Genomic DNA, 26,015 nt, shown 5'->3' with positions numbered 1-26,015 from the left:
ACCCGTCTGCACCCTGATCGGCGGCGATCTTCCGCTGCCGTACGTGCGATCCTGCCGTGCCTGCCGTGCCTGCCGTGCCTGCCGTGCCTGCCGTGCCTGCCGTGCCTGCCGTGCCTGCCGTGCCTGCCGTGCCTGCCGTGCCTGCCGTGCCCGCCGTGCTGCCAGGCTTGCCGGGCCTGCGGTGCCCTGCTGACCTGCCGCCGCCGCAACGGCACGAGCTGCCTGCCTGGCCAGCTGTGCGGGCCGGCAGCCGCGACGGCGTCAGTAGCCGCGGAGCCGCTCGATCTCGCGCCGGTCGCGCTTGGTAGGCCGGCCGGCCCCACGGTCGCGCCGGGGGACGGCGTAGACCTCACGCGGCAGGGGTGCCGGGCTGCGGTCCACCATGGCGGCCGCGGCCACCGGGGCGCCGACGCGCTTGACGAGGATCTTGGCCACCTCGACGATCCGCTCGCGCTCACCGCCGCGCACGCGCACCTCGTCGCCGACGGTGACCGTCGTGGCAGCCTTCACCCGTTCGCCGTTGACCCGCACGTGGCCCGCCCGGCACGCGGCGGTGGCCTGCGAGCGCGTCTTGAACAGACGCACCGCCCACAGCCAGCTGTCCACCCGCGCGGACGTCGGGCCACCGGTCACCACGGGCACGAGCCTACGTCCCGCCGTGTCACAGCCGCCCGGCCGCCTTGAGCGCCAGGTACGTGTCCGCAAGTGCCGGGGCGAGCTCGTCGGGGGTGGCCTCGACGACCTCCACCCCCCGGCGGCGCAGCCGCCGCGCGACGGCGTCCCGCTCGATCTCGCCGCGCTCCGCGGCGGCGGCGTCGAACACCGCGTCGGTGCCGGAGCGGTCCGCGCGGATGGCGGCCACCTCCGGGTCCGACGCGGACGCGAGGACCACCGTGTGGTCCGCCGTCAGGGCCTGGGCGACGGGGAGGAGCCCGGACGTCACGGCCGAGGGCTCGAGCGCGGTCAGCAGCACCACCAGCGCCCGCTGGGAGAGCGTGTCCCGCACCACCTGGGTGACGTCGGTCCAGCTGATCTCCACCAGCGACGGCTCCAGCGGGGCCATCGCCGCGGCCAGCGCGTTCATCAGGCGTGCCCCCTGCTCACCGGCCACCCGAGCACGCACCTGGTTGTCGACGGCGACCAGGTCCACGCGGTCCCCGGCGCGGGAGGCGAGGGCGGCCAGCAGCAGGGCGGCCTCGATCTGGGCGTCCAGGCGCGGCGCGTCGCCGAGCCGGGCGGCCGAGAGCCGTGCGACGTCCAGGACGATGAGCACGCGACGGTCCCGCTCGGGGCGCCAGGTGCGCACCACCACGTCGCCGCCGCGGGCGGTGGCCCGCCAGTCGATGGCGCGCACGTCGTCGCCGATGACGTACTCGCGCAGCGAGTCGAACTCGGTGCCCTGCCCGCGCACCAGCACCGCGGTGCGCCCGTCCATCTCCCGCAGCCGGGCGAGCCGCGAGGGCAGGTGGCGACGGGAGGCGAAGGCCGGCAGCACCCGCAGGGTCGCCGACGCCGACAGCGACGCCTGCCGGGCCGCGAGCCCGAGCGGGCCGACGGAGCGGACGGTGACGAGGTCCGCCGTCCGGTCGCCGCGACGGGTCGCGAGCAGCGCGGTGCGCACCCGCCGCCGTTCACCCGCCGGGATCGTCACCCGGTGCCGATCGGCGGTCGCCCCCGCCGACGGCGGCCAGGCGTCGCGCACCAGGGCGCGCAGCGTCCGCGGGCCCGCGTGGGTCAGGGTCAGCGTCGACGTCGTCGGCTCGCCCAGGCGCACCGAGGCGGGCACCGTGCGGGCGGCCTGCACCCGGCGTGGGGAGGCCGCCAGCACCGTGTCGACCACGCAGCCGAGCACCACCAGCCCCAGCCAGAGCAGTACCGTCTGCGGCCTCGGCCACAGGGCCGCAGGCACGACCCCGAGCGCGGCGACGACCGCCGCTCGGGTGGTGGGGATCATCAGCGGGGCACCGGCACCGAGCCGAGCACCCCGTCCAGGACGGTCTCGGCGGTGACGCCCTCGAGCTCGGCCTCGGCCCGCAGCTGGACGCGGTGGCGCAACGTGGGGTGGGCGAGCGCCTTGACGTCGTCGGGTGTGACGTAGCGGCGCCCGGACAGCCACGCCCACGCCCGGGCGGTCGCGAGCAGCGCCGTCGCCCCGCGCGGGGAGACGCCCAGCGACAACGACGGCGAGGTCCGGGTGGTCCGGACCAGGTCGACGACGTAGCCGAGCACCTCCGGGGCGACCTGCACCCTGGCCACCTCGGCGCGGGCGGCGGCGACGTCGGCCGGCCCGGCCACGGCCCGGACACCGGCCGAGGCGAGGTCGCGCGGGTTGAAGTCGTGGGCGTGCCGGCGCAGGACCTCGATCTCGTCGTGGCGCTCCGGCAGGGGCAGGAGGAGCTTGAGCAGGAAGCGGTCGAGCTGCGCCTCCGGCAGCGGGTAGGTGCCCTCGTACTCGACCGGGTTCTGGGTGGCGATCACCATGAACGGGTCGGGCAGCGGGCGGGGCTCGCCGTCGACGGAGACCTGCCGCTCCTCCATCGCCTCCAGCAGGGAGGCCTGCGTCTTCGGCGGCGTCCGGTTGATCTCGTCGGCGAGGAGCAGGTTGGTGAAGACGGGGCCCTCCCGGAAGGAGAACTCCGCGGAGCGCGCGTCGTAGACGAGGGAGCCGGTCACGTCGCCCGGCATGAGGTCGGGGGTGAACTGGACCCGTTTGGTGCCCATGTCCAGGCTGGCGGCGAGGGTGCGCACCAGGAGGGTCTTCGCGACGCCCGGGACGCCCTCGAGCAGCACGTGGCCGCCGCACAGCAGCGCGATCACCAGACCTGTGACGGCCGCGTCCTGACCGACCACCGCCTTGCCGACCTCGCCCCGCAGCGCGCCGAGCTTGGCCCGCGCCTCGGAGTCCGCCACGGACGGGCCGGCCGGGGGGCCGCCGCTCTGCGGGGCGGAGGTGGCCACCGGTGCCGCGTGGCCCGCGGGTGACGTCGCCGGGCCCGGACCGGCGGGGGAGCCGCCACCTTCCGGGTGCGGTGCGAACCGGTCGTGGTCGCCGGACGGCTGCGACGCTGACGGCTGAGCGGCAGACGGCTGCGGGATGGACGGCTGCTGGCCGTACTGGGGGTAGCTCACGTTCGGTGAACCTCGCTTTCCAGGGCGTCGAGCATCGTGGACAGGGCAAGGAGGCCGCCGTCGTCGGTGGGCGGTGGGCCGTAGAGGAGGTCGGCAACCTCCCGCGGGTCCCAGCCGGTGGCCCGGGCGACGGCATCGGTGACGGCCGGTGCCTCGGCCGAGCGGGGCAGGCCGAGGGCGCGGGCGATCCGGGCTGCGCCGCCGGCGCGCAGGGCGGCCGCGGCGTGGTCATGGGCACCGGAGCGCCGGTACAGCCGGCCGCGGCCACGGGTGGTCTCCGCCGAGCGGACCACCACGGGCATGACCTCGGTGACGACGCGGCCGAGGGACCGGGCCTGGCCGAGCGCGAGCACCGCGGCGGCGCCCAGCAGCATCCACAGGACCATCTGCACCTGCGCGGGGACCGTCGGGACGCCGTCGTCGACGCTGCTCGAGGTGTCGAGGACCGACGGGAGGTACCACACCAGGTCCTCGTGGTGGCCGAGCATCCGCAGGGTCAGGGCCGCGTTGCCGTCCTCGGCGAGGTGCTCGTTCGTCATCAGCCGCGGGTCGGCGAGGTAGCGCACGGTCTGCGTCCCGTCGGTCCAGACCGCGTAGGCGCCCGCACCGTCGTCGCCCACGGGGAAGCACACCACGGCGCCGGAGCCCTGCTCCGCGGTGACCGAGCCGGAGGAGAAGGAGATTCGCGCGGCGGCACCCGCGTCCGGGTCCGGGCACTGCGCGTGCACGGGCTCGGCCGACCCGGCACCACCGGGGCTGAACGGCACCCCGAGCCCGTCGAGGGAGGCGAACGGGCTGCCCGCGATGACCAGGTCGGCGCCCGTGCCGACGAGTTCGGCGCGCTGCTCCGTCGAGAGGATCGAGATGTCGGTGACGAGCACCGTCGTGCCCGGCCCGGCGAGCTCGCCCACCTGCGCGAGCCGGCTCGCCTCGTGCACAGCCACCCCCTGCCGGGAGAGGATCTGGGCGGCGGCCCGCGCACCGCCGGCATCCGGGTTGTCCGGCGCGAGCGGGCGGGACGAGGTGCGCGAGCCGAGCACGACGGCGAGCACCGCCAGGGCGACGAAGGCGACCACGACCACGACGACCGTGCGACGACGACGCCACCAGCGTGCGCTCCGGCGCCAGAGCGAGGGTCCCGCGGTGGGGGAACCCGTCGCGTCGTCCGGCCCGGCACCGGCGCCGGACGCTGACGTGTCGTTCGTCGTGGGGGCGTCCGCAGTCGGTGCCGCGGCGGTCTCCGGGGCCCTCACGAGACCCCTGCCCAACCATCCGCGCCCACCCCGGCCGGCGCCGGGCGGGCGCGGTCCACCCGTGCGACGAGCTCGCGCAGGTCCTCGTCCTCCGCCGCGCCTGGGGCGACGTGGCCGTAGCGCACGTCGTCGAAGAGGCGGCCGGCCCAGCGGAGCCCGTCGGCCACCTCGGGCAGGGCCGCCGCGGCGAGACCGGCGGCCTCGTGCGCGGTGAGGCCGGGGCGGTCGTCGAGCACCGCTCGTTCGTCCAGACCCCGGATGAGCGCACGGAAGCGCTCGAGCACGGCGGTGGCCCAGTCACCGCGGCGGGCGGCGTCGTCGGCCGTCCTGGCCAGCTCGGCGCTGGACCGGTCGTCCTCGAACAGCTCGGTCGAGGCAGCGCCGGCCACCGCGCGGTTGCGGCGCACGCGGCCGCCGACGACCAGCGCCAGGACCAGGACGGCCACGAAGGCGAGGACGACCAGGACCGGTACGACGGCGGGCGGTGCCGAGAGACCGATCTCGCCGATGCCCTCGAACAGCCGGAGGAACCACGCGAGCGCACGCTCGAGCAGGCTCGGCTCGTCGGAGTAGACGGCCTTGGCGAGCTCCTCCTCCGCCCAGCGCCGGGCCTCTGCGGCCTCGGGATCCACGGGCACGCCGAGGCGCACCGGGTGGCCCAGCACCTCAGCGGGCCTCTGCGGCGCGGGCCAGCTCCACGTCCAGCCCCTCCTTGCGCATGCGCACGTCGATGTAGGCCAGGGCGAGGACCGCGGCGAGGAACGGCGTGGTCAGGGCGGAGATGAGCACGGACAGCACGGTGGTGATGACCATGGACGCCACCAGCGCGGTGACGTCAGTGCCCAGCAGCGTCGTCGCCAGGCTGATCGGGATCATCAGGGCGTAGGAGATGACGCTGACGATGATCACCGACAGTGCCAGGGCGCCGAAGATGCGCCAGAAGTTGCCCTTGGTGAGCGACCACGAGCGCCGCAGCGACGTCATCACACCCGCCCGTTCGAGCATCATGGCGGGTGCCGCGAGCGTCAGCCGCACGGCGAAGAACGCCATCGCCACCACCGAGCCGACGACGACGAGCAGCACGAGGAGCCCGACGAGCACCGGGGCGGACTCGCCGACCGATGCCAGGGCGGCGGCGATGAGCAGCGCGGCGACGACGGACACGGCGACCACCACGACCACCCAGCCCACCCCGAGGATCAGGGTGAGCCCCAGCAGGCGCCAGATCTGGCCCTTCGCGTGCTGCCAGACCTCGGACACGGTGATGACCCGCCCGATGACCGACTGGCTCACCGAGACGATGAGGACGGCCGTGAGCAGGATGGACGCGATGAACACGCCGACGCCTGCGACGAGCAGCCCGATGAGGCTGGAGGCGCCGACCGCGCCCAGGGTCTCCGCCGTCGCGCCGGACTCGATGAGCGGGATGGTCTGGCCGAGGAACAGGCCCATGAGGACGGCCTCGATCACCGCCATCGCACCGAGGACGATCAGCGAGAGCCCGAACATCACCTTCGGGTTCGCCCGGATCGCCCGGAAGGCGCCGTCGAGGATCTCGCCGATGTTCAGCGGGCGCAGCGGGACGATGCCGGGCTGGGCGGCGCCGCCGAAGCCGCGGGGCATCGCCTGCTGGACGCCCGAGCCGTACTGACCGTACGCGGGCGCGGACTGCCACTGCTGGCTGCCCTGGCCCCACTGCTGGTTGCCCTGGCCCCACTGCTGGTTGCCCTGGCCCCATTGCTGGCCGCCCTGGCCCCATTGCTGGCCGCCCTGGCCCCACTGCTGGCCGCCCTGGTCCCACTGCTGGTTCTGGCCCTGCCAGGGCGCCGGTCCCGCGGCGGGCGCCTGGCCGTACGGCCCGCCGGGCCCACCCGTCCCGGTGCCGGGCACCGGAGGCACCGGGCCGGACTGCGCGCCGTAAGCGCCGTACTGGCCGTACGCGCCGTACTGGTCGTCCTGCTGCCCAGCTGCGCCGTGGTCGTTCCGCTGCTCAGGTGCGCCGTACTGCCCGTACCGGCCGGTCTGCTGGTCTGCCGCGCCGTACCGACCCGGCTCGTCCGGCCCGGTGGCCGGCTCGTCGGGGGAGCGGTTCGCGTCCGGGCCGTCGGGCTGCCGGCCGTACTGGCCGTAGGGCCCGTAGCCGTCTGGCGGCCCGTGCGGGGCGTCGGACCCTCCGCCGGGCACCCCGCGGCCGGTGCCGCTCCAGCCGTCGTCGCTCGACATCTACCGCGTTCCCCTCCGGCGCTCGGTGGCGCCCTCGTCTGCTGGCGCCATCGTCCCACTCCGGGACGCGCGACGGCGCCCTCCCGTGCCGGATGACGACCGTCCGTGTCCGGAGGTGGGACCATGGTGGCATGAACGCCCGTCTTCTTGTGGTCGACGACGACATCGCCCTCGCCGAGATGATCGGCATCGTGCTCGAGGCAGAAGGCTTCGACGCGGTCTTCTGCGCCGACGGCGCCCGCGCCCCGGAGATGTTCCGGGCCGAGCAGCCCGACCTCGTCCTGCTCGACCTGATGCTCCCGGGGCTCGACGGCATCCAGATCTGCCGGATGATCCGGGCCGAGTCCGACGTCCCCATCGTCATGCTCACCGCCAAGTCCGACACGATCGACGTCGTCGCCGGTCTCGAGGCGGGGGCCGACGACTACATCGCCAAGCCCTTCAAGCCCAAGGAGCTCGTCGCCCGGGTGCGTGCCCGGCTGCGCCGCCAGGAGGACGGCGAGGCGGAGAAGCTCCGCATCGGCGACCTCGACATCGACGTGGCCGGCCACGAGGTCACCCGGGGCGACACGGTCATCGCGCTGACCCCGTTGGAGTTCGACCTCATCGTCGCCCTGGCCCGCAAGCCCTGGCAGGTGTTCAGCCGAGAGGTCCTCCTCGAGCAGGTCTGGGGCTACCGGCACGCCGCGGACACCCGCCTGGTCAACGTCCACGTGCAGCGTCTGCGCGCGAAGGTCGAGAAGGATCCCGAGCACCCAGAGGTCGTCGTCACCGTCCGTGGTGTCGGCTACCGGGCAGGAGTTCCCCAAGGGTGAGCCGTGACGTCGACGGAGGCCCGCACGTCGTCGGGGTACCGGCGACCGGGTCCGTCCCTCAGCCGGCCGGGCCGGCGACGACCTACAGGCCGCGGACGCGTCCGGGGCTGCGGGTCCGGCTGCGCCGGAAGGTGCTCTCGCTGGCGGGCCGGTGGCGCTCGTCCCTGAGCGTCCGGGTGGTCACGTTCACGATCGTCGGCGGGCTCGTCGCGCTCGCGCTGCTCGGCGGGGTGATCTCCACCCAGATCCGCGACGGCCTCTACGACGAGCGGGTCGGACAGATGCTCGAGGACGCCGCGCTGCGCACCCAGGACGCCCAGCAGAACTTCGACAACGCCGTCGCGACGACCAGCCAGCAGGTCCAGCAGACCGCCAACGACTGGGTCCGCACGTTGGAGCGGGCCGGCTCGGGCCTCGTCGGCGCCATCCTCATGCGCTCGCCCCAGGCGACCTCCTCGGTGACCATCGCCGAACCCACCACCAACACCCCGATCCCGCTGCGCGAGCTGGTGAGGGACGAGCTCCGGGACGCCGTCGGCGCCGAGGGCGGCCAGCACTGGCAGCCCGTCTCCCTGCCCGTCGCGGGCGACGACGAGCCCGGCATCGTGGTGGGGTCCACGGTCACGCTGCCGGCCGCCGGGCCTTACGAGCTGTACCTCGTCTACACGCTCGAGCCGGAGGAGCAGACCATCTCCCTGGTGCTCCGCGTGCTCGCCGTCGGCGCCGTGTCGCTGGTGCTGCTCCTGGGCGCGATGACCTGGCTCATCACCCGGTGGGTCCTCCACCCGGTCCGGCAGGCGGCGTTCACGGCGGAGCGGCTGGCTGACGGCCTGCTCGACGAGCGCATGGAGGTCCGCGGCCGCGACGAGCTCGCGCTGCTGGGGGAGTCGTTCAACGAGATGGCCACGTCCCTGCAGGACCAGATCGAACGGATGGAGGAGCTCTCCCGCCTCCAGCAGCGGTTCGTCTCCGACGTCTCCCACGAGCTGCGCACGCCGCTGACGACCATCCGCATGGCCGGTGAGCTGATCCACGACGCCAAGGACTCCTTCGACCCGGCGGTGCGCCGCTCGGCGGAGCTGCTGCACACCCAGCTGGACCGGTTCGAGTCCATGCTCGCCGACCTTCTCGAGATCTCCCGCTTCGACGCCGGGGCGGCAGTGCTGGACGTCGAGGAGCGGGACATGCGTGAGCTCGTGGCCAGGGTCGTGGACCTCACCGCGATCCTCGCCGACCGCAAGGGCTCCGTGGTCCGGGTGCACGCCCCGGAACGGCCCTGCAGCGCCGACGTCGACCCACGCCGCGTCGAGCGGATCCTGCGCAACCTGGTCAGCAACGCAATCGAGCACGGCGAGGGCCGGCCGATCGACATCACCATCGCGCTCAACGCGACGACCGTCGCCGTGCGGGTGCGCGACCACGGCGTGGGCATGAGCCCGGACGCCGCTGCGCACGTCTTCGACAGGTTCTGGCGCGGTGATCCCGCCCGGGCCCGCACCACCGGCGGCACCGGACTCGGTCTGTCGATCTCGGTGGAGGACGCGCGGCTGCACGGCGGCAGCCTCCAGGCATGGGGGCGGCCCGGCGTCGGCGCCGCCTTCCTGCTGACGCTGCCGCGCCGCGCCGGCGCGCGCCACGGCACCTCGCCGCTGCCGCTCTCGCCCGAGGAGGACCCGCCGACGACGGTGCGCGAGCTGGTCGGTCCCGGGGACCCGACGGCATGGTCCGGCCTGACGGAGGAGGGACGATGACGCCCACGCGCTCCCGGTGCGCCCGGGTGCTGCTGCTCGCCCTGGCCTGCGCGTTGGCCCTGGCCGGCTGCGTCAACCTGCCGCGCTCGGGACCGGTCACGGCGTCCGAGCCGGACCTGCCCGTGCCCCAGGGCATCGGGCTGTTTGCGCGCGGGCCCGAGCCCGGCGCGACCCCGCAGCAGATCGTCGACGGCTTCCTCACCGCCTCCTGGGCCGGGTACTCCGACGAGTTCCTGGTGGCCCGCCAGTTCCTCGCCGGTCCCGCCGTCGAGACGTGGCAGCCGCTGGAGCAGGTGCGGATCTACGCCGACACACCGGCGCCGGAGTACTCGCGCACCGACGACGGCGCGGTACGGCTGAGCGTCATCGGCGAGGGATCGGTGGACTCCGCCGGCCGCTACACCGAGACGGCCGTGCAGACCACCCTCGAGACCGACTTCACCCTCGCCCGCAACCCCGACGGGGAGTGGCGCATCATCGACCTCGACGACGGCGTGCTGCTCCCGGTGGCCAACTTCCGCTCCGTGTACGTGCAGAGCGCCCTGTACTTCCTCACCCCCGAGCTCGACGCCTTCGTCCCGGACGTGCGCTGGTACCCCCAGCACAACCTCGCCACCGCGCTCGTGCGCGGCCTGCTGGCCGGACCGTCGCCTTGGTTGCAGCCAGGGGTGGTCAGCATGGTGCCCGCCGGCACCCGCCTGACCGTGGAGTCGGTGCTCGTCTCCGAGGGGGTCGCCCGGGTGGACCTGTCCGCGGACTCGCTCGCCGCCGGACCCGCCGAGCGGCCGTTGCTCCACGCCCAGCTGGAACGCACCCTGCGGGACGTCCCCGAGGTCCAGGAGCTGGAGATCACCGCGGCGAGCGCACCGTACGAGGTGGCCGAGCCCGTGCCGGAGCTGACGGCCTACCCGTACACGGCACGCCCGGTGGTGGTCGTCGACGACGGCGTCCTCGCCGAGGTCACCGGCACCACCGCCGAGGCGCTGCCCGGGGCCGGCCTGATGGAAGGGCTGGACCCGCACCACCCGGCGCTCGGCTACGAGACCGACTCGCCCCTCACGGTGCTGCTCGACGGCACCGACCGGCTGGTGACCGCCCCCGCCGCGGAGAGCCAGTCCTTCCTGCTCGCCCAGGGCTCCGACCTGGTCGCCCCCTCGGTGGACCGGCGGGGCTGGGTCTGGACCACACCGGCGGAGAGCACGGGCAACCTGATCGCGGTGCGCCCCTCCGGAGACCTCGTCGAGGTCAACGCGCCCTGGCTCGAGGGGGGAACCGTCCGGGCCCTGCGCATCTCGCGCGAGGGAGCGCGTGTGGTGGTGCTGTGGGAGAGCGCCGGCACCACGGTCATCGACGTGGCCTCCGTGGTGCGCGGCCTCGACGGCGTCCCGCGCGGTCTCGGCGACCCTGTGCGGATCGGGGACCGGCTCAGCACCGCCACCGACGCGGCCTGGATCGACGAGTACACAGTCGCGGTGCTCGGCACCTCCGCCGCCGCGCCCAGCCCGTCCGTGCACCTCCTGCCGATCGGCGGCCCCAGCACGCGGCTGCCCGCCGTCGAGGGTGCGGTCTCGATCACCGCCGGCCGGGGCGACCGGTCGCTGGTGCTCGCGACCGAGGAGGGGCGGCTGTACGAACGCAACGGCGCCTCGTGGCGCGCGACCCTCGAGGGCGTCGCCGACCCCGCGCTGCCGGGCTGACCGCTTCGTCCCGGTGCCCTGCTGACCGGTTTCGACCCGGTGTGCTGCTGACCGGGTTGGGTCTCGTCGCCCGGTTCGCCGGCCTGGCCGTTCTCGTCTCACCGCTGCCGGGCCGACCCGCTTCGTCCACAGGGCGGCGGTCGCGGCTTCCGCCGGGGCGTGGCTGCGCGGGACGCTGTGGCGATGGAGTGGCGTCCCGCGCTGGCCGAGGCCGGCGCCCTCGTGCTCCCGGTGGAGTGTGCGGGCTGCGGCCGGTGGGACGTGGCGCTGTGCCGGGACTGCGAGCAGCTCCTGCGGGCGGCACCGGTGCGGTGCGACGAGGACGCGCCGCTGCTCGCGGCCGACGGCGCGGCGCCGCTGGTGCCCACCTGGTCGCTCGGGCCGTACCGCGGTGCGTTGCGCTCGGTGGTCCTGGCGTGGAAGAACCACCGGCGTCAGGACATCGCCCCGGCGATGCTGGCCGCCGCCCAGGACGCGGCCGAGGTGTGGGCGCACGAGCCGGACCTGCAGCGCCGGCTGGTCGGCGGTGCCGCCGGTGTCGACGTCGTGGTGGTGCCGGCGCCCTCGGGCTGGCGCCGCAGGGTGAGCCGACGTCTCGTGGTCGCCGACCTGGCCGACGCGGTAGCCCGCGGTCTCGCCGCCGGCCTGCGGGACGCCGCTGGCCTGCGGGACGCCGTCGGCCTGCGGGACGCCGTCGGCCTGCGGGATGCCGCCGGCCTGGGGGACGCCGTCGGGGCCGATGCGCCCCGGGTCGCCCGGGTGCTCGTCGTCGACCTGCTGCGCCGGCGCGGCGGCCGGGCGCACCAGTCCGGCATGGGCGCACGCGGCCGCTCTGCGAACAGGCACGGAACGGTGGTGGCCCTGACGCGGCTGCCGCCGGACGCCGTCGTGCTCCTCGTCGACGACGTCGTGACGACGGGTGCCACCCTGGCAGCGTGCGTCGCGGCGGTCGGGGGCGCCGGCGGCCGGGTGGCCGGGGCGTTCGCGCTGGCCTCCACCCCGTCGCCCGGTCGTGGCGGTGCGCGGCTGCCGATGTAGGACGTTCGACGTGTTCCCCGACCGGGATCTGGTCTAACGTGTGGTGATGGAGGACAGGTCGAGGCCGAGGCGGCCGCGCGAGGGTGCGCGGACCGGGCCCGACCGGGGGGAGGTGGTCCACTTCCCGACCGCCCGCCGATGAACCCGCGGGCACACCAACTTGTCTCAGGGGGCCTTGTCACCCCCTGCTTCCACACCAACGGAGGTCACCATGGAGATCGTCGTCAAGGGCCGCAACACCGAGATCGCCGACCGGTTCCGCACGCACGTCGAGGAGAAGCTCGCCAAGATCGAGCAGTTCGCCCCCCGTGCGCAGCGCGTGGACGTCGAGCTCACCCACGAGCGCAACCCGCGCCAGGCCGACCAGGCCGAGCGGGTGGAGATCACCGTGCGTGACAAGGGGCCGGTGATCCGCGCCGAGGCGAAGGCCTCGGACCGTTACGGGGCCCTCGACATCGCCTCCGGAAAGCTCCTCGAACGGCTGCGCCGATCGCGCGACCGCCGCAAGGACCACCACCGCTACGCCGTGCCCGAGCCGGGTGAGGCGACCCTCGCGGCGGCCGAGCCCGCGCCGGCGGAGGAGGCGCCCGAGCGCCCGGTGCCGCCCACCGAGCCCGGGCAGGCGGTGGAGGCCCAGCTGGGCGACTCGCCCGTCATCGTGCGCCAGAAGCTCCACGAGGCCCGTCCCATGTCGGTGGACCAGGCCCTGTACGAGATGGAGCTCGTGGGCCACCCGTTCTACCTGTTCATCGACGACGAGACCGGCCAGCCCTGCGCCGTGTACCACCGGCACGGCTGGACGTACGGCGTGATCCGCCTCGACACGGTCGTCGCCGGGGACTCGACCAACCACGTGCACGAGTCGGCGGGCGCGAACATCAACGCCTGACCGAGCCCGACCCACCCCGGGGCCCATCACCGCGACGGTGGTGGGCCCCGGGACCGTCTTCGCGCGCCGAGGAGCGGCCGCGCTCATAGACTCCGGCAGATGGCCAGCGTCCACGTCGGTATCTCGGGGTGGCGGTACAAGCCGTGGCGCGGCACCTTCTACCCGAAGGGACTGCCCCAGCGCCGCGAGCTGGAGTACGTGTCCGGGCGGCTCGGCACGGTGGAGATCAACGGGTCCTTCTACTCCCTGCAGCGCCCGGCCAGCTACCGGTCCTGGTCGGCCGCCACGCCGCCGGGCTTCCTGTTCTCGGTCAAGGGCGGCCGCTTCATCACCCACATGAAGAAGCTCGCCGACGTCCGTACCCCGCTCGCCAACTTCTTCGCGTCCGGTGTCCTGGCGCTGGAGGACAAGCTCGGGCCGCTCCTGTGGCAGCTGCCGCCGACCCTTGGCCTGGACCTCGGCCGTCTCACCGCGTTCTTCGAGCTGCTGCCGAGGACCACGAGCGCAGCCGCCCGCCTCGCCGAGGACCACGACGAGCGGCTCGACGGACGTGCCTGGACCGCCGTCGAGCAGGACCGCCCCCTCCGTCACGCCCTCGAGGTCCGGCACGACTCCTTCCACGACCCGTCCTTCCTGGACCTGCTGCGCGCCCACGACGTCGCGGTCGTCGTGGCCGACACCGCAGGGAAGTGGCCGCTGATCCAGGAGGCCACCGCCGCGCACGTCTACGTGCGGCTGCACGGCGACAGCGAGCTGTACGTCAGCGGCTACGACGACGCCGCCCTGGACCTCTGGGCCGGCCGGGTCCGGCGCTGGCACGATGACGGGCACGACGTCTTCGTGTACTTCGACAACGACGCCAAGGTGCGGGCACCGCACGACGCGATCGGGCTGACCGAGCGGCTGGCCGACATCGTGGTCCGCCCGACGACGGAGGAGGACTGATGGCCACCCGCGAACGCCCCGGCGCCGAGAGATGGGTGCCGCCGGACGCCGACGTCGGGTCGCTGCGCGAGGCCGCGCCCGGCTGTCGCGGGTGCGAGCTGTGGGCCGACGCCACCCAGGTGGTGTTCTCCGCCGGCACGGACCGGGCGCGGGTGGTGCTCGTCGGTGAGCAGCCCGGCGACAAGGAGGACCGCGCGGGCGAGCCGTTCGTCGGCCCCGCCGGGGGCGAGCTCGACGCCGCCCTCGCCGCCGCCGGTCTCGACAAGGACGAGGTGTACCTGACGAACGCCGTCAAGCACTTCCGCTTCGAGGAGCGCGGCAAGCGGCGCATCCACAAGAAGCCGGGTGTCGCGCACCTCGAGGCCTGCCACCCGTGGCTCGAGGCGGAGCTCGCGGCCGTCGCGCCGTCCGTCGTCGTCTGCCTCGGGGCGACGGCGGCCCGGGCCGTGCTCGGCAGACCCGTGCGGATCGGCGAGGTCCGCGGCGAGCTGCTCGAGACCGAGGGGCCGGCCGGGCCGGTGCGCGTGCTCGTCACCACCCACCCCTCCGCCGTCGTGCGGCTGCGCGGCCGGCCCGAGTGGCAGGAGGCCTTCGACGGGCTCGTGGCGGACCTGCGGCTCGCGGCGGGCTGATCGCTCCCGTGTCGGTGGGACGAGGCAGGATCGTCGCCGTGAGCATCGAGAGGACCGCATGACGACGACGACGGAGCCCACGCCGACCCGGAGCCTCACCCTCGGCCAGGCGCGCCGTGCGGCGGTCGCCGCCCAGGGGCTCGACCGCCCGCGCCCCGCCCCCGGCACCGTGACGATGGCGCACCTGCAGCGGCTGATCGACCGCGTCGGGCTGCTGCAGATCGACTCCGTCAACGTCGTCGCCCGGGCGCACCTGCTGCCGGTGTTCTCCCGCCTCGGTCCCTACGACGTCGCCCTCCTCGACCGGGCGAGCGGCCGCGCCCCCCGCCGGCTCGTCGAGTTCTGGGCGCACGAGGCCTCCTACGTGCCGCCGCGCACCTACCAGCTGCTCCGGTGGCGCATGGCCGCCTACCGGGTGCGCAACCACTGGGGACGGGAGCTGTCCCACCACCCCGGCCTGGTCGAGGCGGTCCGCGACCACGTCGCCGAGCACGGCCCGATCACCGCCGGCCGGCTGCACACGGTGCTCGGTCATGAGCGAGGCGCCAAGGACAATTGGGGCTGGAACTGGACGCCGGCCAAGCACGCCCTCGAGCACCTCTTCGAGGTCGGGGAGATCGCCGCCGCGCACCGCACCCCTCAGTTCGAGCGTGCCTACGACCTCACCGAGCGGGTGCTGCCGCCCGCCGTGCTCGCCGAGCCGGTGCCGGGACGGGCCGACGCCGTCCGCGAGCTCGTGGCCATCGGCGCCCGCGCCCACGGCGTGGCGTCGATCCGCTGCCTGGCCGACTACTTCCGCCTCGGCACCGCGGACGCCCGGCAGGCCGCGGCCGAGCTCGTCGAGGAAGGGGTGCTCGAGCCCGTGCGGGTCTCCGGCTGGCAGCGCCCGGCCTACCTGCACACCGCCGCCCGCCTGCCCTGGCGGACCTCCGCACGCGCCCTGCTCGCGCCGTTCGACCCGCTCGTCTTCGAGCGCAGGCGGCTGCTCGAGCTGTTCGGCATGCACTACCGCATCGGCATCTACACCCCGGCCGCGGACCGCACCCACGGCTACTACGCGCTGCCGTTCCTCCTCGGCGAGCACCTCGTGGCCCGGGTCGACGTCAAGGCCGACCGGGCCGCCGGGCTGCTGCGGGTGCGGGCCGCCCTGGCGGAGGACGCCGGCGCCGTACCGGGGCTGGTGCGGGCGGGCGGGGGAGCGTGGCCGGCGAGGGGCGTCGTCGTGGAGAACCTGGCGGCCGAGCTGGCCGACCTGGGCGCCTGGCTTGGCCTGGGCGCCGTCGTGATCGATCCCGACGCCCACGGCGACCTGCTGCCGGAGCTGGGGCGGCAGCTGGGGTGAGGTTGCACGCCACGCGGGCCGCTGCGCCTACCATGGAGGCGGGTGCGTCCGGCCGAGGGCGCCCGCACCGGGGCCGACCGTCCCGGTGGAAGTAGACGATCAGGAGTTCTGCGTGCCTGCGATCCTCGACAAGATCCTCCGGATGGGCGAGGGCCGCGTCCTCAAGAAGCTCACCGCCATGGCGGCCCAGGTGGACGCCCTGGAGGACTCCTTCTCCTCGCTCAGCGACGCCGAGCTGCGGGAGGAGACGGACCGCTTCAAGGAGCGCCACGCCGACGGCGAGAGCCTGGACGACATGCTCCCCGAGGCGTTCGCGACCGTGCGCGAGGCGTCCTCCCGGACCCTGGGGCAGCGCCACTACACCGTGCAGATCATGGGCGGCGCGGCCCTGCACCTGGGCAACATCGCCGAGATGAAGACCGGTGAGGGCAAGACGCTGGTGGCGACGCTGCCCAGCTACCTCAACGCGATCACCGGCAAGGGCGTGCACGTCGTCACCGTCAACGACTACCTCGCCAGCTACCAGAGCGAGCTCATGGGGCGCGTCTACCGCTTCCTCGGGATGACCACCGGCACCGTCGTGTCCGGCCAGAAGCCCGACGAGCGGCGCGCCCAGTACGCCGCGGACATCACCTACGGCACGAACAACGAGTTCGGCTTCGACTACCTGCGCGACAACATGGCGTGGACGACGGCGGAGCTGGTCCAGCGCGGCCACCACTTCGCCATCGTCGACGAGGTGGACTCGATCCTCATCGACGAGGCCCGCACCCCGCTGATCATCTCCGGGCCCGCGTCGGGCGACGTCAACAAGTGGTACTCGGAGTTCGCGCGGATCGCCACGCGGCTGACCCGTGAGGACGACTACGAGGTCGACGAGAAGAAGCGCAACGTCGGCGTCCTCGAGCCCGGCATCGAGAAGGTGGAGGACCACCTCGGCATCGAGAACCTCTACGAGTCCCTCAACACCCCGCTCATCGGCTTCCTCAACAACGCCATCAAGGCCAAGGAGCTGTTCAAGCGGGACAAGGACTACATCGTCAAGAACGGCGAGGTGCTCATCGTCGACGAGCACACCGGCCGTGTGCTGGCCGGGCGCCGCTACAACGAGGGCATGCACCAGGCGATCGAGGCCAAGGAGGGGGTGGCCATCAAGGCCGAGAACCAGACCCTGGCCACGATCACCCTGCAGAACTACTTCCGCCTCTACGGCAAGCTCTCCGGGATGACCGGTACCGCCGAGACCGAGGCGGCGGAGTTCTCCGGCACCTACAAGATCGGCGTGGTGCCGATCCCGACGAACCGGCCGATGCAGCGCGCCGACCAGTCCGACCTGATCTACAAGGGCGTCAAGCAGAAGTACGACGCCATCGTCGACGACATCGCCGAGCGGAACGAGAAGGGACAGCCCGTCCTGGTGGGCACCACCAGCGTGGAGAAGTCCGAGGCGCTCTCGGCGCAGCTCAAGAAGCGCGGCATCCGTCACGAGGTCCTCAACGCCAAGCAGCACGAGCGGGAGGCGGCCGTCGTCGCGATGGCCGGCCGCAAGGGCGCCGTCACCGTCGCGACGAACATGGCCGGTCGTGGTACCGACATCATGCTCGGCGGCAACGCCGAGCACATCGCCATCGCCTCGCTGAAGGACAAGGGGCTCGACCCCACCGAGACGCCCGAGGAGTACGAGGCGGCCTGGCCCGGGGCGCTCGAGGCCGCGCAGGAGGCGGTGGCCGCCGAGCACAACGAGGTCGTCGACCTCGGCGGGCTCTACGTGCTGGGCACCGAGCGGCACGAGTCGCGCCGGATCGACAACCAGCTGCGCGGCCGCTCCGGCCGTCAGGGCGACCCGGGCGAGTCGCGGTTCTACCTCTCGCTCGAGGACGACCTGATGCGGCTGTTCAACTCGGGCATGGCGATGCGGGTGATGGACTCCGCGTCCTACCCCGACGACATGCCGCTGGAGCACAAGTTCGTCTCCAAGGGGATCCAGAGCGCGCAGGGGCAGATCGAGGCGCGCAACTTCGAGATCCGCAAGAACGTCCTCAAGTACGACGACGTCCTGTCCCGCCAGCGCACCGTCATCTACGACGAGCGGCGCCGCGTCCTCGAGGGCGAGGACCTCGAGGTCCAGATCATGGGCTTCCTCGACGACGTCGTGGCGGGCCTGGTGGCCGAGTTCACCGCCGAGGGGACCCCGGAGACCTGGGACCTGGACGCCCTGTGGACCGAGCTGCGCAACACCTACCCGGTGACGATCACCCCGGAGGACATCGTCGAGGAGGCTGGGAACGCCACCCGGATCTCCGCCGAAATGCTCGTCGAGGAGCTGCAGTCCGACATCCACCTGGCCTACGAGGCCCGGGAGTCCGAGCTGGGCGAGGAGATCATGCGCCAGCTCGAGCGGCGCGTGGTGCTGTCGGTGCTGGACCGTAAGTGGCGCGAGCACCTGTACGAGATGGACTACCTCAAGGAGGGCATCGGGCTGCGGGCGATGGCCCAGCGCGATCCTCTGGTGGAGTACCAGCGCGAGGGCTTCCAGCTCTTCCAGGCCATGAACGAGGCCATCAAGGAGGAGTCGGTCAGGTACCTGTTCAACCTCGAGGTCAAGCGGCCCGAGGAGCAGCAGGCCGCCGCCGGCGGACCGGTGATCACCGCGGCCTCCGCAGCGGCCACCGCCGCGCACGCGCCCGCCGCCGCGCAGCCTGCCGGTGTGGCCGCCGGCGCCCAGTCCGTCGGGGTGGCCGCCGCCGCTGCGAACGCCGCGCCGACCGGTCTCGCGGACGAGGGTGACCTCCTCGGCCTCGAGCCGCCCGAGCGCCCGACCGCGCTCAGCTACTCGGCCTCCGCGCTGGACGGCAACCCCCAGTCCGGCACGATGACCACGTCGGCCGGAGGTGCCACCGACGGTGGCGCCGCTCAGGGGCAGAACCGCGAGGCGCGCCGGGCGGCCGCGAAGGCGGCGAAGAAGCGCTCCTGAGCCGCCGGCCGGTTCTCGCCCAGAGCACGCGGCCGACGGCCCACCAGGACCTCGGGGTCCGCACCCGAGGAGGGTGCGGACCCCGTCGCTGTCTGGGACCGTGGTGAGCGTCACCTCGAGCGGAGGTGAGGGCGGAATACAGACCAAGGTCCTACTGTTGGCCTCGATGTACATGCAAAAGCATCGATCTCGCGAGGGGCGCATCATGCAGTTCGGAATCTTCACGGTCAGTGATGTCACGACCGACCCGACCACCGGCAAGACGCCGGACGACACCGAGCGCGTGCGCGCCATCCTGAAGATCGCACAGCACGCCGACCAGGCAGGCCTGGACGTGTTCGCCACCGGTGAGCACCACAACCCGCCGTTCGTCGCGTCGTCGCCGACGACGATGCTCGGCTACCTCGCCGGGACGACCGAGAACATCATCCTGTCCACCGCGACGACGCTCATCACCACGAACGACCCGGTGAAGATCGCAGAGGACTACGCGATGCTCCAGGTCATCTCGGACGGGCGCATGGACCTGATGATGGGGCGCGGCAACACCGGACCGGTCTACCCGTGGTTCGGCAAGGACATCCGCCAGGGCATCAACCTGGCGATCGAGAACTACGCCCTCCTGCGTCGGCTGTGGGAGGAAGAGGTGGTGGACTGGCAGGGCAAGTTCCGCACGCCGCTGCAGGGCTTCACCGCCACCCCCCGGCCGCTCGACGGCGTGCCGCCGTTCGTGTGGCACGGCTCGATCCGATCGCCCGAGATCGCCGAGCAGGCGGCGTACTACGGCGACGGGTTCTTCCACAACAACATCTTCTGGCCGATGCAGCACACCAAGCGGATGGTGCAGTACTACCGCCAGCGCTTCGAGCACTACGGCCACGGCTCCGCCGACCAGGCGATCGTCGGGCTGGGCGGTCAGTTCTTCGCCCGCAAGAACTCCCAGGACGCCAAGAGCGAGTTCCGGCCGTACTTCGACAACGCTCCCGTCTACGGCCACGGCCCGACGATGGAGGAGTTCACCGCCGAGACCCCGCTGACCGTCGGCTCCCCGCAGGAGATCATCGACCGCTACGCCAAGATGCGCGAGGACGTCGGCGACTACCAGCGCCAGCTGTTCCTCATCGACCACGCCGGCCTGCCGCTGAAGACCGTGCTGGAGCAGATCGACATCCTCGGCGAGGAGATCGTCCCGGCCCTGCGCAAGGAGAACGAGTCCAAGCGCCCGGCGCACGTCCCGTCCGGCCCGCCCAGCCACGCCGACCGCGTCGCGCAGGCCCGGGCCGCGGGCAAGGAGGGCGGCGGTCACGTCGCGGGCGAGGACAAGTGGACCGGCAAGACCGCCGAGGACGACACCGCGGCCGCCGACGAGACTGCCAAGCGCGGTTCGGCCTTCGGGCTCTGAGCCGGACCGACCAAGAAGGAGAGCACATGAACGAGCGCACCATCGTCGCGGTCTCGGCCGGCCTGGGCCAGCCGTCCTCCACCCGGCTGCTCGCCGACCGGCTCGCCGAGGCGACAGTCACCGAGCTCGCGGAGCGGGGGGTGAGCGCCACGGTCGAGACGGTCGAGCTGCGCGACGTCGCCCACGAGATCATCAACACGATGCTCACGGGCTTCGCCACGGGCGAGCTGGCGAAGGTGATGGAGAAGGTCACCGGCGCCGACGGCATCATCGCCGTCTCGCCGCTGTTCACCACCACCTACTCGGGCCTGTTCAAGTCCTTCGTCGACATCATCGACAAGGACGCGCTGACCGGCGTGCCGGTCCTGCTCGGCGCGACCGGCGGGACCCCGCGGCACTCGCTCGCGCTGGAGTACTCGATGAGGCCGCTGTTCACCTACCTCCGCGCCGACGTCGCCACGACGTCCGTGTTCGCGGCCACCGACGACTGGGCCGGCGAGGGCGACACCGTCAACCCGCTGCCCGCCCGCATCAGGCGCGCCGGGCGCGAGCTCGCCGAGATGGTGGCCGCCCACGAGGGCGGGGGAGTCGCCGACCTCTACGCGGACGTGCCCTCGTTCGGTCAGATGCTCGGGAGCATGTGACCCCACCGGGCGGTGCCCTTGCGTTCCCCCTCGCGAAGCCGGCCCGCCCGCGCGACGGCCACGTCCTCGGACGTGGCCGTTCGTCGTCCCGGCGGGCGGTCAGCCGATCTCGAGCGCGGTGGCCCGCCAGCGTCCTCGGTGCACCTCCAGCCGTACGGCGGCCGCGCGCATGTGCTGCCCGTCGTGGACGACCACGGCGGCCTCGACCGTGCCCGGGCCGAGCCGGCACACGTGCACCCGGCGGATCATCGCGCGGTGGGCGACGGTCGGTCGGCCCAGCACCCTGACCGCCAGCCCGGCTCGGCGTGCGAGGGAGTCGTACAGCTCTGCCGACAGCCAGCGGGCGAGCTGGGCTGCGGGTCGGATGCCGCGCAACGCCTCCACCGCGGAGCGCACCAGCGCCCCGGCCCACTGGGCCGGGTCGGGCAGGGTGTCGGCGTCGACCTCGGCGTCGGCCGGGTCGGCGTCGGCAGCCGTCGGCGGGGAAGTCGGGCCGGCGAACCTGACCCGGTCCCACGGCTGGGCGACCGACGTGCGGGGCACCTCCGCGGTGCCCACCGAGTGAGCAGGGCGCCGGGTTGCGGTCTGGGGTCGTCCGGCGACGGCGGGGCGGACCAGCGTGGTGGTGCTCATGACTTCTCCTCTGTCGGGGCCAACAGCTGCTGACCGGGGTGGATGACGTTCGGGTCCGCACCCACGAGGGCGCGGTTGGTGCGGTACCACTCCGGCCAGGCGGCGGCGACGTCGGCGTCCGCCGCATCCGGTCTGAGATGGGCTTCCGCGATGGCCCAGAGCGAGTCGCCAGGCCGGACCGTGTAGGTGGCGGGCGTGTCCCGGTCGGCCGTCCGTCGTGCTCCGGCGGACGTCGCAGAGGCCGGTGCCGTGGCGGTGGAGGGCCTTGCCGCGGGCAGGGCTTCCGGAGGCTGCGGCGCACCGGTGGCGGGCTCGCCGGTCGCAACCGGCGTGACCGTCGCAGCCGTCCGGGTCGGTAGCGGTGTCGCCGCCGCAGTCGCTGTGGCCCCCGGTGTTGCCGCTGCGGTCGCGCTGGTCTCCGGTGTCGCGCTTGCGGCAGGCGGCGCGTCGGTCGCAGTCGTCCCTGCCGTCGGTGTGGCGGGAGCCGCCGGGTGCGTCGTCGCCCCCGGCTCCGACGTCGCCGGGGCCGTGGCGACGGTGGCTCCGCCCCAGCCGAGGTCCAAGGGCAGCGGGTCCTGACCGTCGGTCGCCACGGCACCCGCCGGGCCGGCCGTGAGGGCCGCGCCCATCCCGACGGCCGCCGTCGTCAGCGCCAGGCGCCGGACCACCGGGAAGCCCCAGCGACGCAGGGCACGCTCGAGCTGGTCGGTCCGGGTGCCGACGGCCCGGCCGGCGTGCACGACGACCACGAGAGCGCAGGTGCCGGAGTACCAGGCAGCCACCGCGGCGCCGACGCCGAGCAGGACGAGGGACGCCACCTCGTCCAGCTGTCCCGCTCCGAGGTGCGCCGACGGTGCGTCGAGCAGGAACCGCGCCGCCTCGAGCGACAGGTGGCCGAGCCAGAGGCCGAGCGTTCCTGTGCCGAGCATCAAGGTGAGGGCGATGAGGGTGTGCCGTCGCGTCGTCGTCATCGACTTCTCCAATCAGACGGTTAGGTGATTGACGATGTCGGATGATGCCGTTTGATGATGAATCATGACACTAGGCGTCGCGCCCCGCGGTGTAAACCGGTGCGGCCGGGCGGTGGACAACGCCCGCGATCGTTGCGCTCGTGACAGGTGGTTGCCCTACGGTGCGGGGATGCGGTGGGAATCCCTCTTCGACGACCTGCAGAGCCAGTTCGACGCCGCCGTGCGGGCCGAGGAGGAGGATCTGGTCGCCGAGCTGGCCGAGGCGGAGGCCGGTGGCACCAGGATCGGCGACCGGTTGCGAGCACAGCTCGGGCACGACGTCAGCCTGCGGCTGCGCACCGGGCTGGACGTGCGCGGGACGATCCTCGACGCCGCCCCGCAGTGGGTGCTGGTGGGATCGGGAGAGCGCCGGACGCTGGTGCCTCTCGAGGCGGTGCACCTGGCCTGGCCGCTCGGGCCCGTCGCCCCCGAGGCGGGGCAGGTCGAACAGCGCCTGCGCATCACGCACGTGTTGCGCGGGCTGGCCCGCGAGGGGAGCCGGGTGCGGGTGACCTGTGACGCCGGTGCCTACTCCGGCCGGCTCACCCGGGTGGGCACCGACCACCTGGACCTGCGCGACGACGGCGCAGGCCAGGCGCCGGACGTGATCACGGTGGCGCTGGCGTCAGTCGTCGCGGTGGCGACGGCGTGACCGGCTCAGCCGCCCTGCTGGGTCTCGATCCGGGCACGCGTGCGCGCGTACTGCTCCTGGATGTACTCCTCGAGCGCCGAGGACTCCACGCGCCACTGGTTCCGGCCACCGACCTGGATGGCGCGCAGCTCGCCGGTGCGCACGAGCACACGCGCCTGGGCCACCGAGACCGCCAGCTCCTCGGCGACGTCGGCCAGGGTGAGGAATCGCTGCGCCATGCCGCCCATCATCCCATCATCACCGTGGATCGACCGTCACTACGCGGCACCTGTGGACAACGACGGGCACCCAACGCGGTCCACCGGCACGATGGTGGCCCGGACCGCCGACCAAGGAGGGGCTGAATGAGCCCGGACGACTCGCCCCAGGCCCGCCGGCTGCGTCGACCGACGTGGCGCGACCCGCGGCTCGGCGTCGGCGTGCTTCTCGTGGCCGGTGCGGTGGCACTCGGTACGTGGGCGGTGCGGGACGCGGCCGAGACCGTGGAGGTCTACGCCGCCCGTGACGCGCTCACACCGGGGGACGCCCTCGGCGGCGACGCGCTCGTGGTGCGCGAGGTCCGCCTCGGCGCCGGCGAGGAGCTCTACCACCTCGTCGCCGACGGTCTCCCGGAGGACTCCGTCGCCGTCCGCACGGTCGGGGCGGGGGAGCTCGTGCCCCGGACGGCCGTCGGGGATGCCGCCGACGTCGACCTGCGCCCGGTGGTGGTGCCGGCGGGGCTGTCGGTCCCCGCGGACCTGGGACCGGGCTCGGTGGTCGATCTGTGGATGACGCCGCCACCGGAGACGGGCCGAGCGGATGACGAGGGCGCGGAGGCGGCGGAGCCGCTGCTGCTGGCCGCCGACCTCGTCGTCGCCGAGCTGGTCGAGGACAGCTCGATGTTCGCCGGCGGGTCCGGCACATCGGTGGAGCTCCTGGTACCGCGTCTCGACCTGCCCGACGTGCTGGCCGCGCTCTCCGGCGAGGGGCAGCTGGTCATCGTGCCGACCTTCGCCGGTGCCGGCTCGGGCACGCCGGCCCGAGACGGGGTCTCGGCGGAGGGCGAGGCGTGAGCGTCGGTGTCCTGCTGGCGCTGACCGGCCCGGTGGAGAGCAGCCTCGTCCAGGTGCTCGACGGTTCCGGCTCCGGGGTCCGGGTCGTACGCCGGTGCGCCGACGTGCCCGAGGTCCTCGCCGCCGCGGCAGCCGGTCTCGGTGCGGTCGCCGTCCTGTCCGCCGACCTGCCCGGCGTCGACCGCACGGTCGTCTCTCGCCTGCGCGCGGCAGGGGTCCGCACCGTCCTGGTCGCCGAGGCGGTCGACGTCGATCGCTGTGCTGCCCTCGGGGCCGACGCCGTCGAGGTGCTCCCGCAACCGGTCCAGGCGCTCGCCGACGTCGTCACCGCGGTGGCTAGCGCCGTCGGAACCGGCGGCGGCGTGCCGCCCACAGGGCGTCGTGCCACCGCGGACGGAGCCGGCGACGGCGCAGGTGCGGGCCGCGCTCCCGGAGTCCGCACCGGTGAGCCCGGACCACTGCCCGTGGCACGGGGAGCAGCCACGGACCGGTCCGCGGACGGCCCCGCCGCGGACGGTCCGCCCGTGGACGTCCCGGCCGCCGCCGACACGGAGGCGCCCGCCGACGGCCCTGACGGGGGAGCGTCTGCGCCCCCGCAGCGCGGACGACTGGTCACCGTCTGGGGCCCGCCCGGCGCCCCGGGCCGCACCACCCTGGCGGTGACCCTGGCCGCCGAGCTCGCGACGCTGTCCGGCTCCGCCCTGCTGGTGGACGCCGACACGGAGGCACCCGCCATCACCCAGGTGCTCGGCATCCTGGACGACTCGTCGGCGGTCGCGGCGCTCGCACGTCACGCCGCCAACGGTCGTCTCGACCGGGCGACGCTCCGGCGGTTGTGTCCGGTCGTGGACGACACGCTCCGCGTCATGACCGGCCTGACCCGGGCCGACCGCTGGCGCGAGCTGCCGGAGGCGGCGCTCGAGGTGGTGTGGGACGTCGCGCGGGAGTCGGCGCCGTGGACGGTCGTCGACACCGGGGCGGCGCTGGAGACCGGTGCCGGTGACGGCACCTTCGGGCCCCGCCGGCACCAGGCGACGCTGTCGGCGCTCCGTGCCGCGGACGTCGTCGTGGTGGTCGGTGCCGGGGAGCCCGTCGGGATGCGACGCCTGGTGATGGCGCTCGGCGAGCTGACCGACGAGGTGCTCCTGACGCCCGGGACGGAACGCGTGGTGGTCGTCAACCGTGTCCGCGCCTCGGCAGCGGGTCCGTCGCCCGCCCGGTCGATCCACGAGGCGCTCGTGCGCTTCGCCGGGGTGGACGACGCCGTCCTCGTCCCGGACGACCGCCCGGCGCTCGACAAGGCCGTCCTGCAGGGCCGGACCCTGACGGCCGTCGCGCCCGCCTCGCCGGCCCGGCTTGCCGTCGAGCAGCTCGCCCGGCGCCTGGCCGGGGAGCGGGAACGACGGGGGCGGCGCCGCCGCACGGGTGCCTGGCCAGCAGGTGCGAGACACTGACGGCATGCGGATCTACCTGCCTGCCACTGCCGGTGACCTTCGCGGCGACGGTCTCGACCTCGACTGGGCGCACGCCGTCACGGCGGCCCTGCGTGCCGAGCTCGCCGACGAGGACGACGAGGGGCTGGAGATGACGGCGACCCTGGCCGCCGCGGACGACTCGGTGCGGCGGATCGCGTCGGACGCCTCCGTGCCCCGGCGCGTGGTCGTGGTGGCCGACCTGCCCGACGCGCTCGTCCAGGTGCCCGAGGTGCTCGGGGAGGAGCAGCTGCCTTCGGCCGTCGAGGTCGTGGGCCCGGTCCGGTGGACCGACGTGGTCGCGCTGCTCGTGGACGAGCCGGCGGCGGCGGACGACGTCCGGGCCGCGGCCGCCGGCGACGACGGTGCGCTGGACCGGTCGGCCGAGCGGGACCTGCTCTGGTACGACGTCGTCGAGCTGGACGACCTGCGCGCGGAGCTCGGCGGCTAGGCGATTCAAGC

24 protein-coding genes are annotated in these 26,015 nt (G+C 73.9%); 15 read left to right on the top strand and 9 right to left on the bottom strand.

What is annotated here, in order from left to right; translation table 11 throughout:
- Nucleotides 1–261: 261 nt before the first annotated feature.
- The 6 genes from GD748_RS16815 to GD748_RS20155 are packed head-to-tail and all read right to left on the bottom strand — an operon-like array spanning nucleotide 262 to nucleotide 6,605.
- Nucleotides 262–636 (bottom strand): RNA-binding S4 domain-containing protein, encoded by a 375-nt coding sequence (locus GD748_RS16815; protein WP_452176695.1) that lies wholly within the window; start codon nucleotides 634–636, stop codon nucleotides 262–264.
- A gap of 25 nt (nucleotides 637–661) precedes the next feature.
- Nucleotides 662–1,954 (bottom strand): DUF58 domain-containing protein, encoded by a 1,293-nt coding sequence (locus GD748_RS16810; protein WP_152196385.1) that lies wholly within the window; start codon nucleotides 1,952–1,954, stop codon nucleotides 662–664.
- Nucleotides 1,954–3,096 (bottom strand): AAA family ATPase, encoded by a 1,143-nt coding sequence (locus tag GD748_RS16805; RefSeq protein ID WP_152196482.1) that lies wholly within the window; start codon nucleotides 3,094–3,096, stop codon nucleotides 1,954–1,956. Before GD748_RS16805 ends, GD748_RS16810 begins: the two co-directional genes overlap by 1 nt.
- 29 nt (nucleotides 3,097–3,125) lie before the next feature.
- Nucleotides 3,126–4,382 (bottom strand): DUF4350 domain-containing protein, encoded by a 1,257-nt coding sequence (locus tag GD748_RS16800; protein ID WP_152196384.1) that lies wholly within the window; start codon nucleotides 4,380–4,382, stop codon nucleotides 3,126–3,128.
- Entirely contained in the window at nucleotides 4,379–5,047 is a 669-nt protein-coding gene (locus tag GD748_RS16795) for a DUF4129 domain-containing protein (protein ID WP_152196383.1), read from the bottom strand. Before GD748_RS16795 ends, GD748_RS16800 begins: the two co-directional genes overlap by 4 nt.
- 1 nt (nucleotide 5,048) lies before the next feature.
- Nucleotides 5,049–6,605 (bottom strand): glycerophosphoryl diester phosphodiesterase membrane domain-containing protein, encoded by a 1,557-nt coding sequence (locus GD748_RS20155; RefSeq protein ID WP_152196382.1) that lies wholly within the window; start codon nucleotides 6,603–6,605, stop codon nucleotides 5,049–5,051.
- A 131-nt stretch (nucleotides 6,606–6,736) separates the two neighbouring features.
- Here GD748_RS20155 and mtrA point away from each other — a divergent pair, with 131 nt between their 5' ends.
- From mtrA to GD748_RS16735, 11 genes are all read left to right on the top strand, one after another.
- Complete coding sequence (gene mtrA, locus GD748_RS16785; RefSeq protein ID WP_152196381.1) at nucleotides 6,737–7,420, top strand: MtrAB system response regulator MtrA; 684 nt, start codon at nucleotides 6,737–6,739, stop codon at nucleotides 7,418–7,420.
- A complete protein-coding gene (gene mtrB / locus GD748_RS16780) occupies nucleotides 7,417–9,171 on the top strand; it encodes an MtrAB system histidine kinase MtrB (RefSeq protein ID WP_152196380.1) in 1,755 nt (584 codons plus the stop codon). Before mtrA ends, mtrB begins: the two co-directional genes overlap by 4 nt.
- On the top strand, nucleotides 9,168–10,868 hold the full coding sequence (locus GD748_RS16775; RefSeq protein ID WP_193312992.1) for an LpqB family beta-propeller domain-containing protein: 1,701 nt from the start codon (nucleotides 9,168–9,170) through the stop codon (nucleotides 10,866–10,868). Before mtrB ends, GD748_RS16775 begins: the two co-directional genes overlap by 4 nt.
- A gap of 183 nt (nucleotides 10,869–11,051) precedes the next feature.
- A complete protein-coding gene (locus tag GD748_RS16770) occupies nucleotides 11,052–11,906 on the top strand; it encodes a ComF family protein (RefSeq protein ID WP_152196378.1) in 855 nt (284 codons plus the stop codon).
- A 211-nt stretch (nucleotides 11,907–12,117) separates the two neighbouring features.
- Nucleotides 12,118–12,795 (top strand): ribosome hibernation-promoting factor, HPF/YfiA family, encoded by a 678-nt coding sequence (hpf, locus tag GD748_RS16765; protein ID WP_152196377.1) that lies wholly within the window; start codon nucleotides 12,118–12,120, stop codon nucleotides 12,793–12,795.
- A gap of 99 nt (nucleotides 12,796–12,894) precedes the next feature.
- Nucleotides 12,895–13,740 carry a DUF72 domain-containing protein gene (locus GD748_RS16760; RefSeq protein ID WP_152196376.1) on the top strand — a complete coding sequence of 282 codons (846 nt, stop codon included), beginning with the start codon at nucleotides 12,895–12,897 and terminating at the stop codon, nucleotides 13,738–13,740.
- Nucleotides 13,740–14,372 (top strand): UdgX family uracil-DNA binding protein, encoded by a 633-nt coding sequence (locus GD748_RS16755; protein WP_152196375.1) that lies wholly within the window; start codon nucleotides 13,740–13,742, stop codon nucleotides 14,370–14,372. The genes GD748_RS16760 and GD748_RS16755 overlap by 1 nt, the downstream gene beginning before the upstream one ends.
- 58 nt (nucleotides 14,373–14,430) lie before the next feature.
- The gene (locus GD748_RS16750) at nucleotides 14,431–15,714 is read left to right on the top strand and encodes a winged helix-turn-helix domain-containing protein (RefSeq protein WP_152196374.1); all 1,284 of its coding nucleotides are present in this window, start codon (nucleotides 14,431–14,433) and stop codon (nucleotides 15,712–15,714) included.
- Nucleotides 15,715–15,826: 112 nt separating this feature from the next.
- Complete coding sequence (secA, locus tag GD748_RS16745) at nucleotides 15,827–18,688, top strand: preprotein translocase subunit SecA (protein ID WP_152196373.1); 2,862 nt, start codon at nucleotides 15,827–15,829, stop codon at nucleotides 18,686–18,688.
- A 205-nt stretch (nucleotides 18,689–18,893) separates the two neighbouring features.
- Nucleotides 18,894–20,090 (top strand): LLM class flavin-dependent oxidoreductase, encoded by a 1,197-nt coding sequence (locus GD748_RS16740; RefSeq protein WP_152196372.1) that lies wholly within the window; start codon nucleotides 18,894–18,896, stop codon nucleotides 20,088–20,090.
- Nucleotides 20,091–20,116: 26 nt separating this feature from the next.
- Complete coding sequence (locus tag GD748_RS16735; RefSeq protein ID WP_152196371.1) at nucleotides 20,117–20,734, top strand: FMN reductase; 618 nt, start codon at nucleotides 20,117–20,119, stop codon at nucleotides 20,732–20,734.
- Between the two features lie 99 nt (nucleotides 20,735–20,833).
- Here GD748_RS16735 and GD748_RS16730 read toward each other — a convergent pair whose 3' ends face one another.
- Together GD748_RS16730 and GD748_RS16725 are read right to left on the bottom strand one after the other, a co-directional pair.
- On the bottom strand, nucleotides 20,834–21,367 hold the full coding sequence (locus GD748_RS16730) for an Rv3235 family protein (RefSeq protein ID WP_152196370.1): 534 nt from the start codon (nucleotides 21,365–21,367) through the stop codon (nucleotides 20,834–20,836).
- On the bottom strand, nucleotides 21,364–22,338 hold the full coding sequence (locus GD748_RS16725) for a LysM peptidoglycan-binding domain-containing protein (protein WP_152196369.1): 975 nt from the start codon (nucleotides 22,336–22,338) through the stop codon (nucleotides 21,364–21,366). Before GD748_RS16725 ends, GD748_RS16730 begins: the two co-directional genes overlap by 4 nt.
- A gap of 169 nt (nucleotides 22,339–22,507) precedes the next feature.
- Here GD748_RS16725 and GD748_RS16720 point away from each other — a divergent pair, with 169 nt between their 5' ends.
- A complete protein-coding gene (locus tag GD748_RS16720; RefSeq protein WP_152196368.1) occupies nucleotides 22,508–23,029 on the top strand; it encodes a hypothetical protein in 522 nt (173 codons plus the stop codon).
- Between the two features lie 5 nt (nucleotides 23,030–23,034).
- Here GD748_RS16720 and GD748_RS16715 read toward each other — a convergent pair whose 3' ends face one another.
- Nucleotides 23,035–23,247, bottom strand: a complete 213-nt coding sequence (locus GD748_RS16715; RefSeq protein ID WP_193312991.1) for a helix-turn-helix domain-containing protein — start codon at nucleotides 23,245–23,247, stop codon at nucleotides 23,035–23,037.
- A 126-nt stretch (nucleotides 23,248–23,373) separates the two neighbouring features.
- Between GD748_RS16715 and GD748_RS16710 the strand changes: the two genes are divergently transcribed.
- From GD748_RS16710 to GD748_RS16700, 3 genes are read left to right on the top strand one after another with little or no spacing between them, the layout of a single operon-like run.
- Nucleotides 23,374–24,081, top strand: coding sequence for a hypothetical protein (locus GD748_RS16710; protein ID WP_193312990.1), 708 nt, complete (start codon nucleotides 23,374–23,376; stop codon nucleotides 24,079–24,081).
- A complete protein-coding gene (locus tag GD748_RS16705) occupies nucleotides 24,078–25,535 on the top strand; it encodes an AAA family ATPase (protein WP_193312989.1) in 1,458 nt (485 codons plus the stop codon). Before GD748_RS16710 ends, GD748_RS16705 begins: the two co-directional genes overlap by 4 nt.
- A gap of 4 nt (nucleotides 25,536–25,539) precedes the next feature.
- Nucleotides 25,540–26,004, top strand: a complete 465-nt coding sequence (locus GD748_RS16700; RefSeq protein WP_152196366.1) for a DUF6912 family protein — start codon at nucleotides 25,540–25,542, stop codon at nucleotides 26,002–26,004.
- Nucleotides 26,005–26,015 lie beyond the last annotated feature (11 nt).

The organism is Georgenia subflava (genome assembly GCF_009193155.1).
Classification (GTDB): Bacteria; Actinomycetota; Actinomycetes; order Actinomycetales; family Actinomycetaceae; genus Georgenia; species Georgenia subflava.
This window is presented reverse-complemented; position numbering and strand designations above follow the sequence as displayed.

Coding starts and splice junctions, on each gene's coding strand:
- GD748_RS16810 (WP_152196385.1), bottom strand. CDS start 1,954: ATGATCCCCACCACCCGAGCGGCGGTCGTCGCCGCGCTCGGGGTCGTG.
- GD748_RS20155 (WP_152196382.1), bottom strand. CDS start 6,605: ATGTCGAGCGACGACGGCTGGAGCGGCACCGGCCGCGGGGTGCCCGGC.
- mtrA (WP_152196381.1), top strand. CDS start 6,737: ATGAACGCCCGTCTTCTTGTGGTCGACGACGACATCGCCCTCGCCGAG.
- GD748_RS16775 (WP_193312992.1), top strand. CDS start 9,168: ATGACGCCCACGCGCTCCCGGTGCGCCCGGGTGCTGCTGCTCGCCCTG.
- GD748_RS16770 (WP_152196378.1), top strand. CDS start 11,052: ATGGAGTGGCGTCCCGCGCTGGCCGAGGCCGGCGCCCTCGTGCTCCCG.
- hpf (WP_152196377.1), top strand. CDS start 12,118: ATGGAGATCGTCGTCAAGGGCCGCAACACCGAGATCGCCGACCGGTTC.
- GD748_RS16760 (WP_152196376.1), top strand. CDS start 12,895: ATGGCCAGCGTCCACGTCGGTATCTCGGGGTGGCGGTACAAGCCGTGG.
- GD748_RS16755 (WP_152196375.1), top strand. CDS start 13,740: ATGGCCACCCGCGAACGCCCCGGCGCCGAGAGATGGGTGCCGCCGGAC.
- GD748_RS16750 (WP_152196374.1), top strand. CDS start 14,431: ATGACGACGACGACGGAGCCCACGCCGACCCGGAGCCTCACCCTCGGC.
- GD748_RS16740 (WP_152196372.1), top strand. CDS start 18,894: ATGCAGTTCGGAATCTTCACGGTCAGTGATGTCACGACCGACCCGACC.
- GD748_RS16735 (WP_152196371.1), top strand. CDS start 20,117: ATGAACGAGCGCACCATCGTCGCGGTCTCGGCCGGCCTGGGCCAGCCG.
- GD748_RS16730 (WP_152196370.1), bottom strand. CDS start 21,367: ATGAGCACCACCACGCTGGTCCGCCCCGCCGTCGCCGGACGACCCCAG.
- GD748_RS16725 (WP_152196369.1), bottom strand. CDS start 22,338: ATGACGACGACGCGACGGCACACCCTCATCGCCCTCACCTTGATGCTC.
- GD748_RS16720 (WP_152196368.1), top strand. CDS start 22,508: ATGCGGTGGGAATCCCTCTTCGACGACCTGCAGAGCCAGTTCGACGCC.
- GD748_RS16715 (WP_193312991.1), bottom strand. CDS start 23,247: ATGGCGCAGCGATTCCTCACCCTGGCCGACGTCGCCGAGGAGCTGGCG.
- GD748_RS16710 (WP_193312990.1), top strand. CDS start 23,374: ATGAGCCCGGACGACTCGCCCCAGGCCCGCCGGCTGCGTCGACCGACG.
- GD748_RS16700 (WP_152196366.1), top strand. CDS start 25,540: ATGCGGATCTACCTGCCTGCCACTGCCGGTGACCTTCGCGGCGACGGT.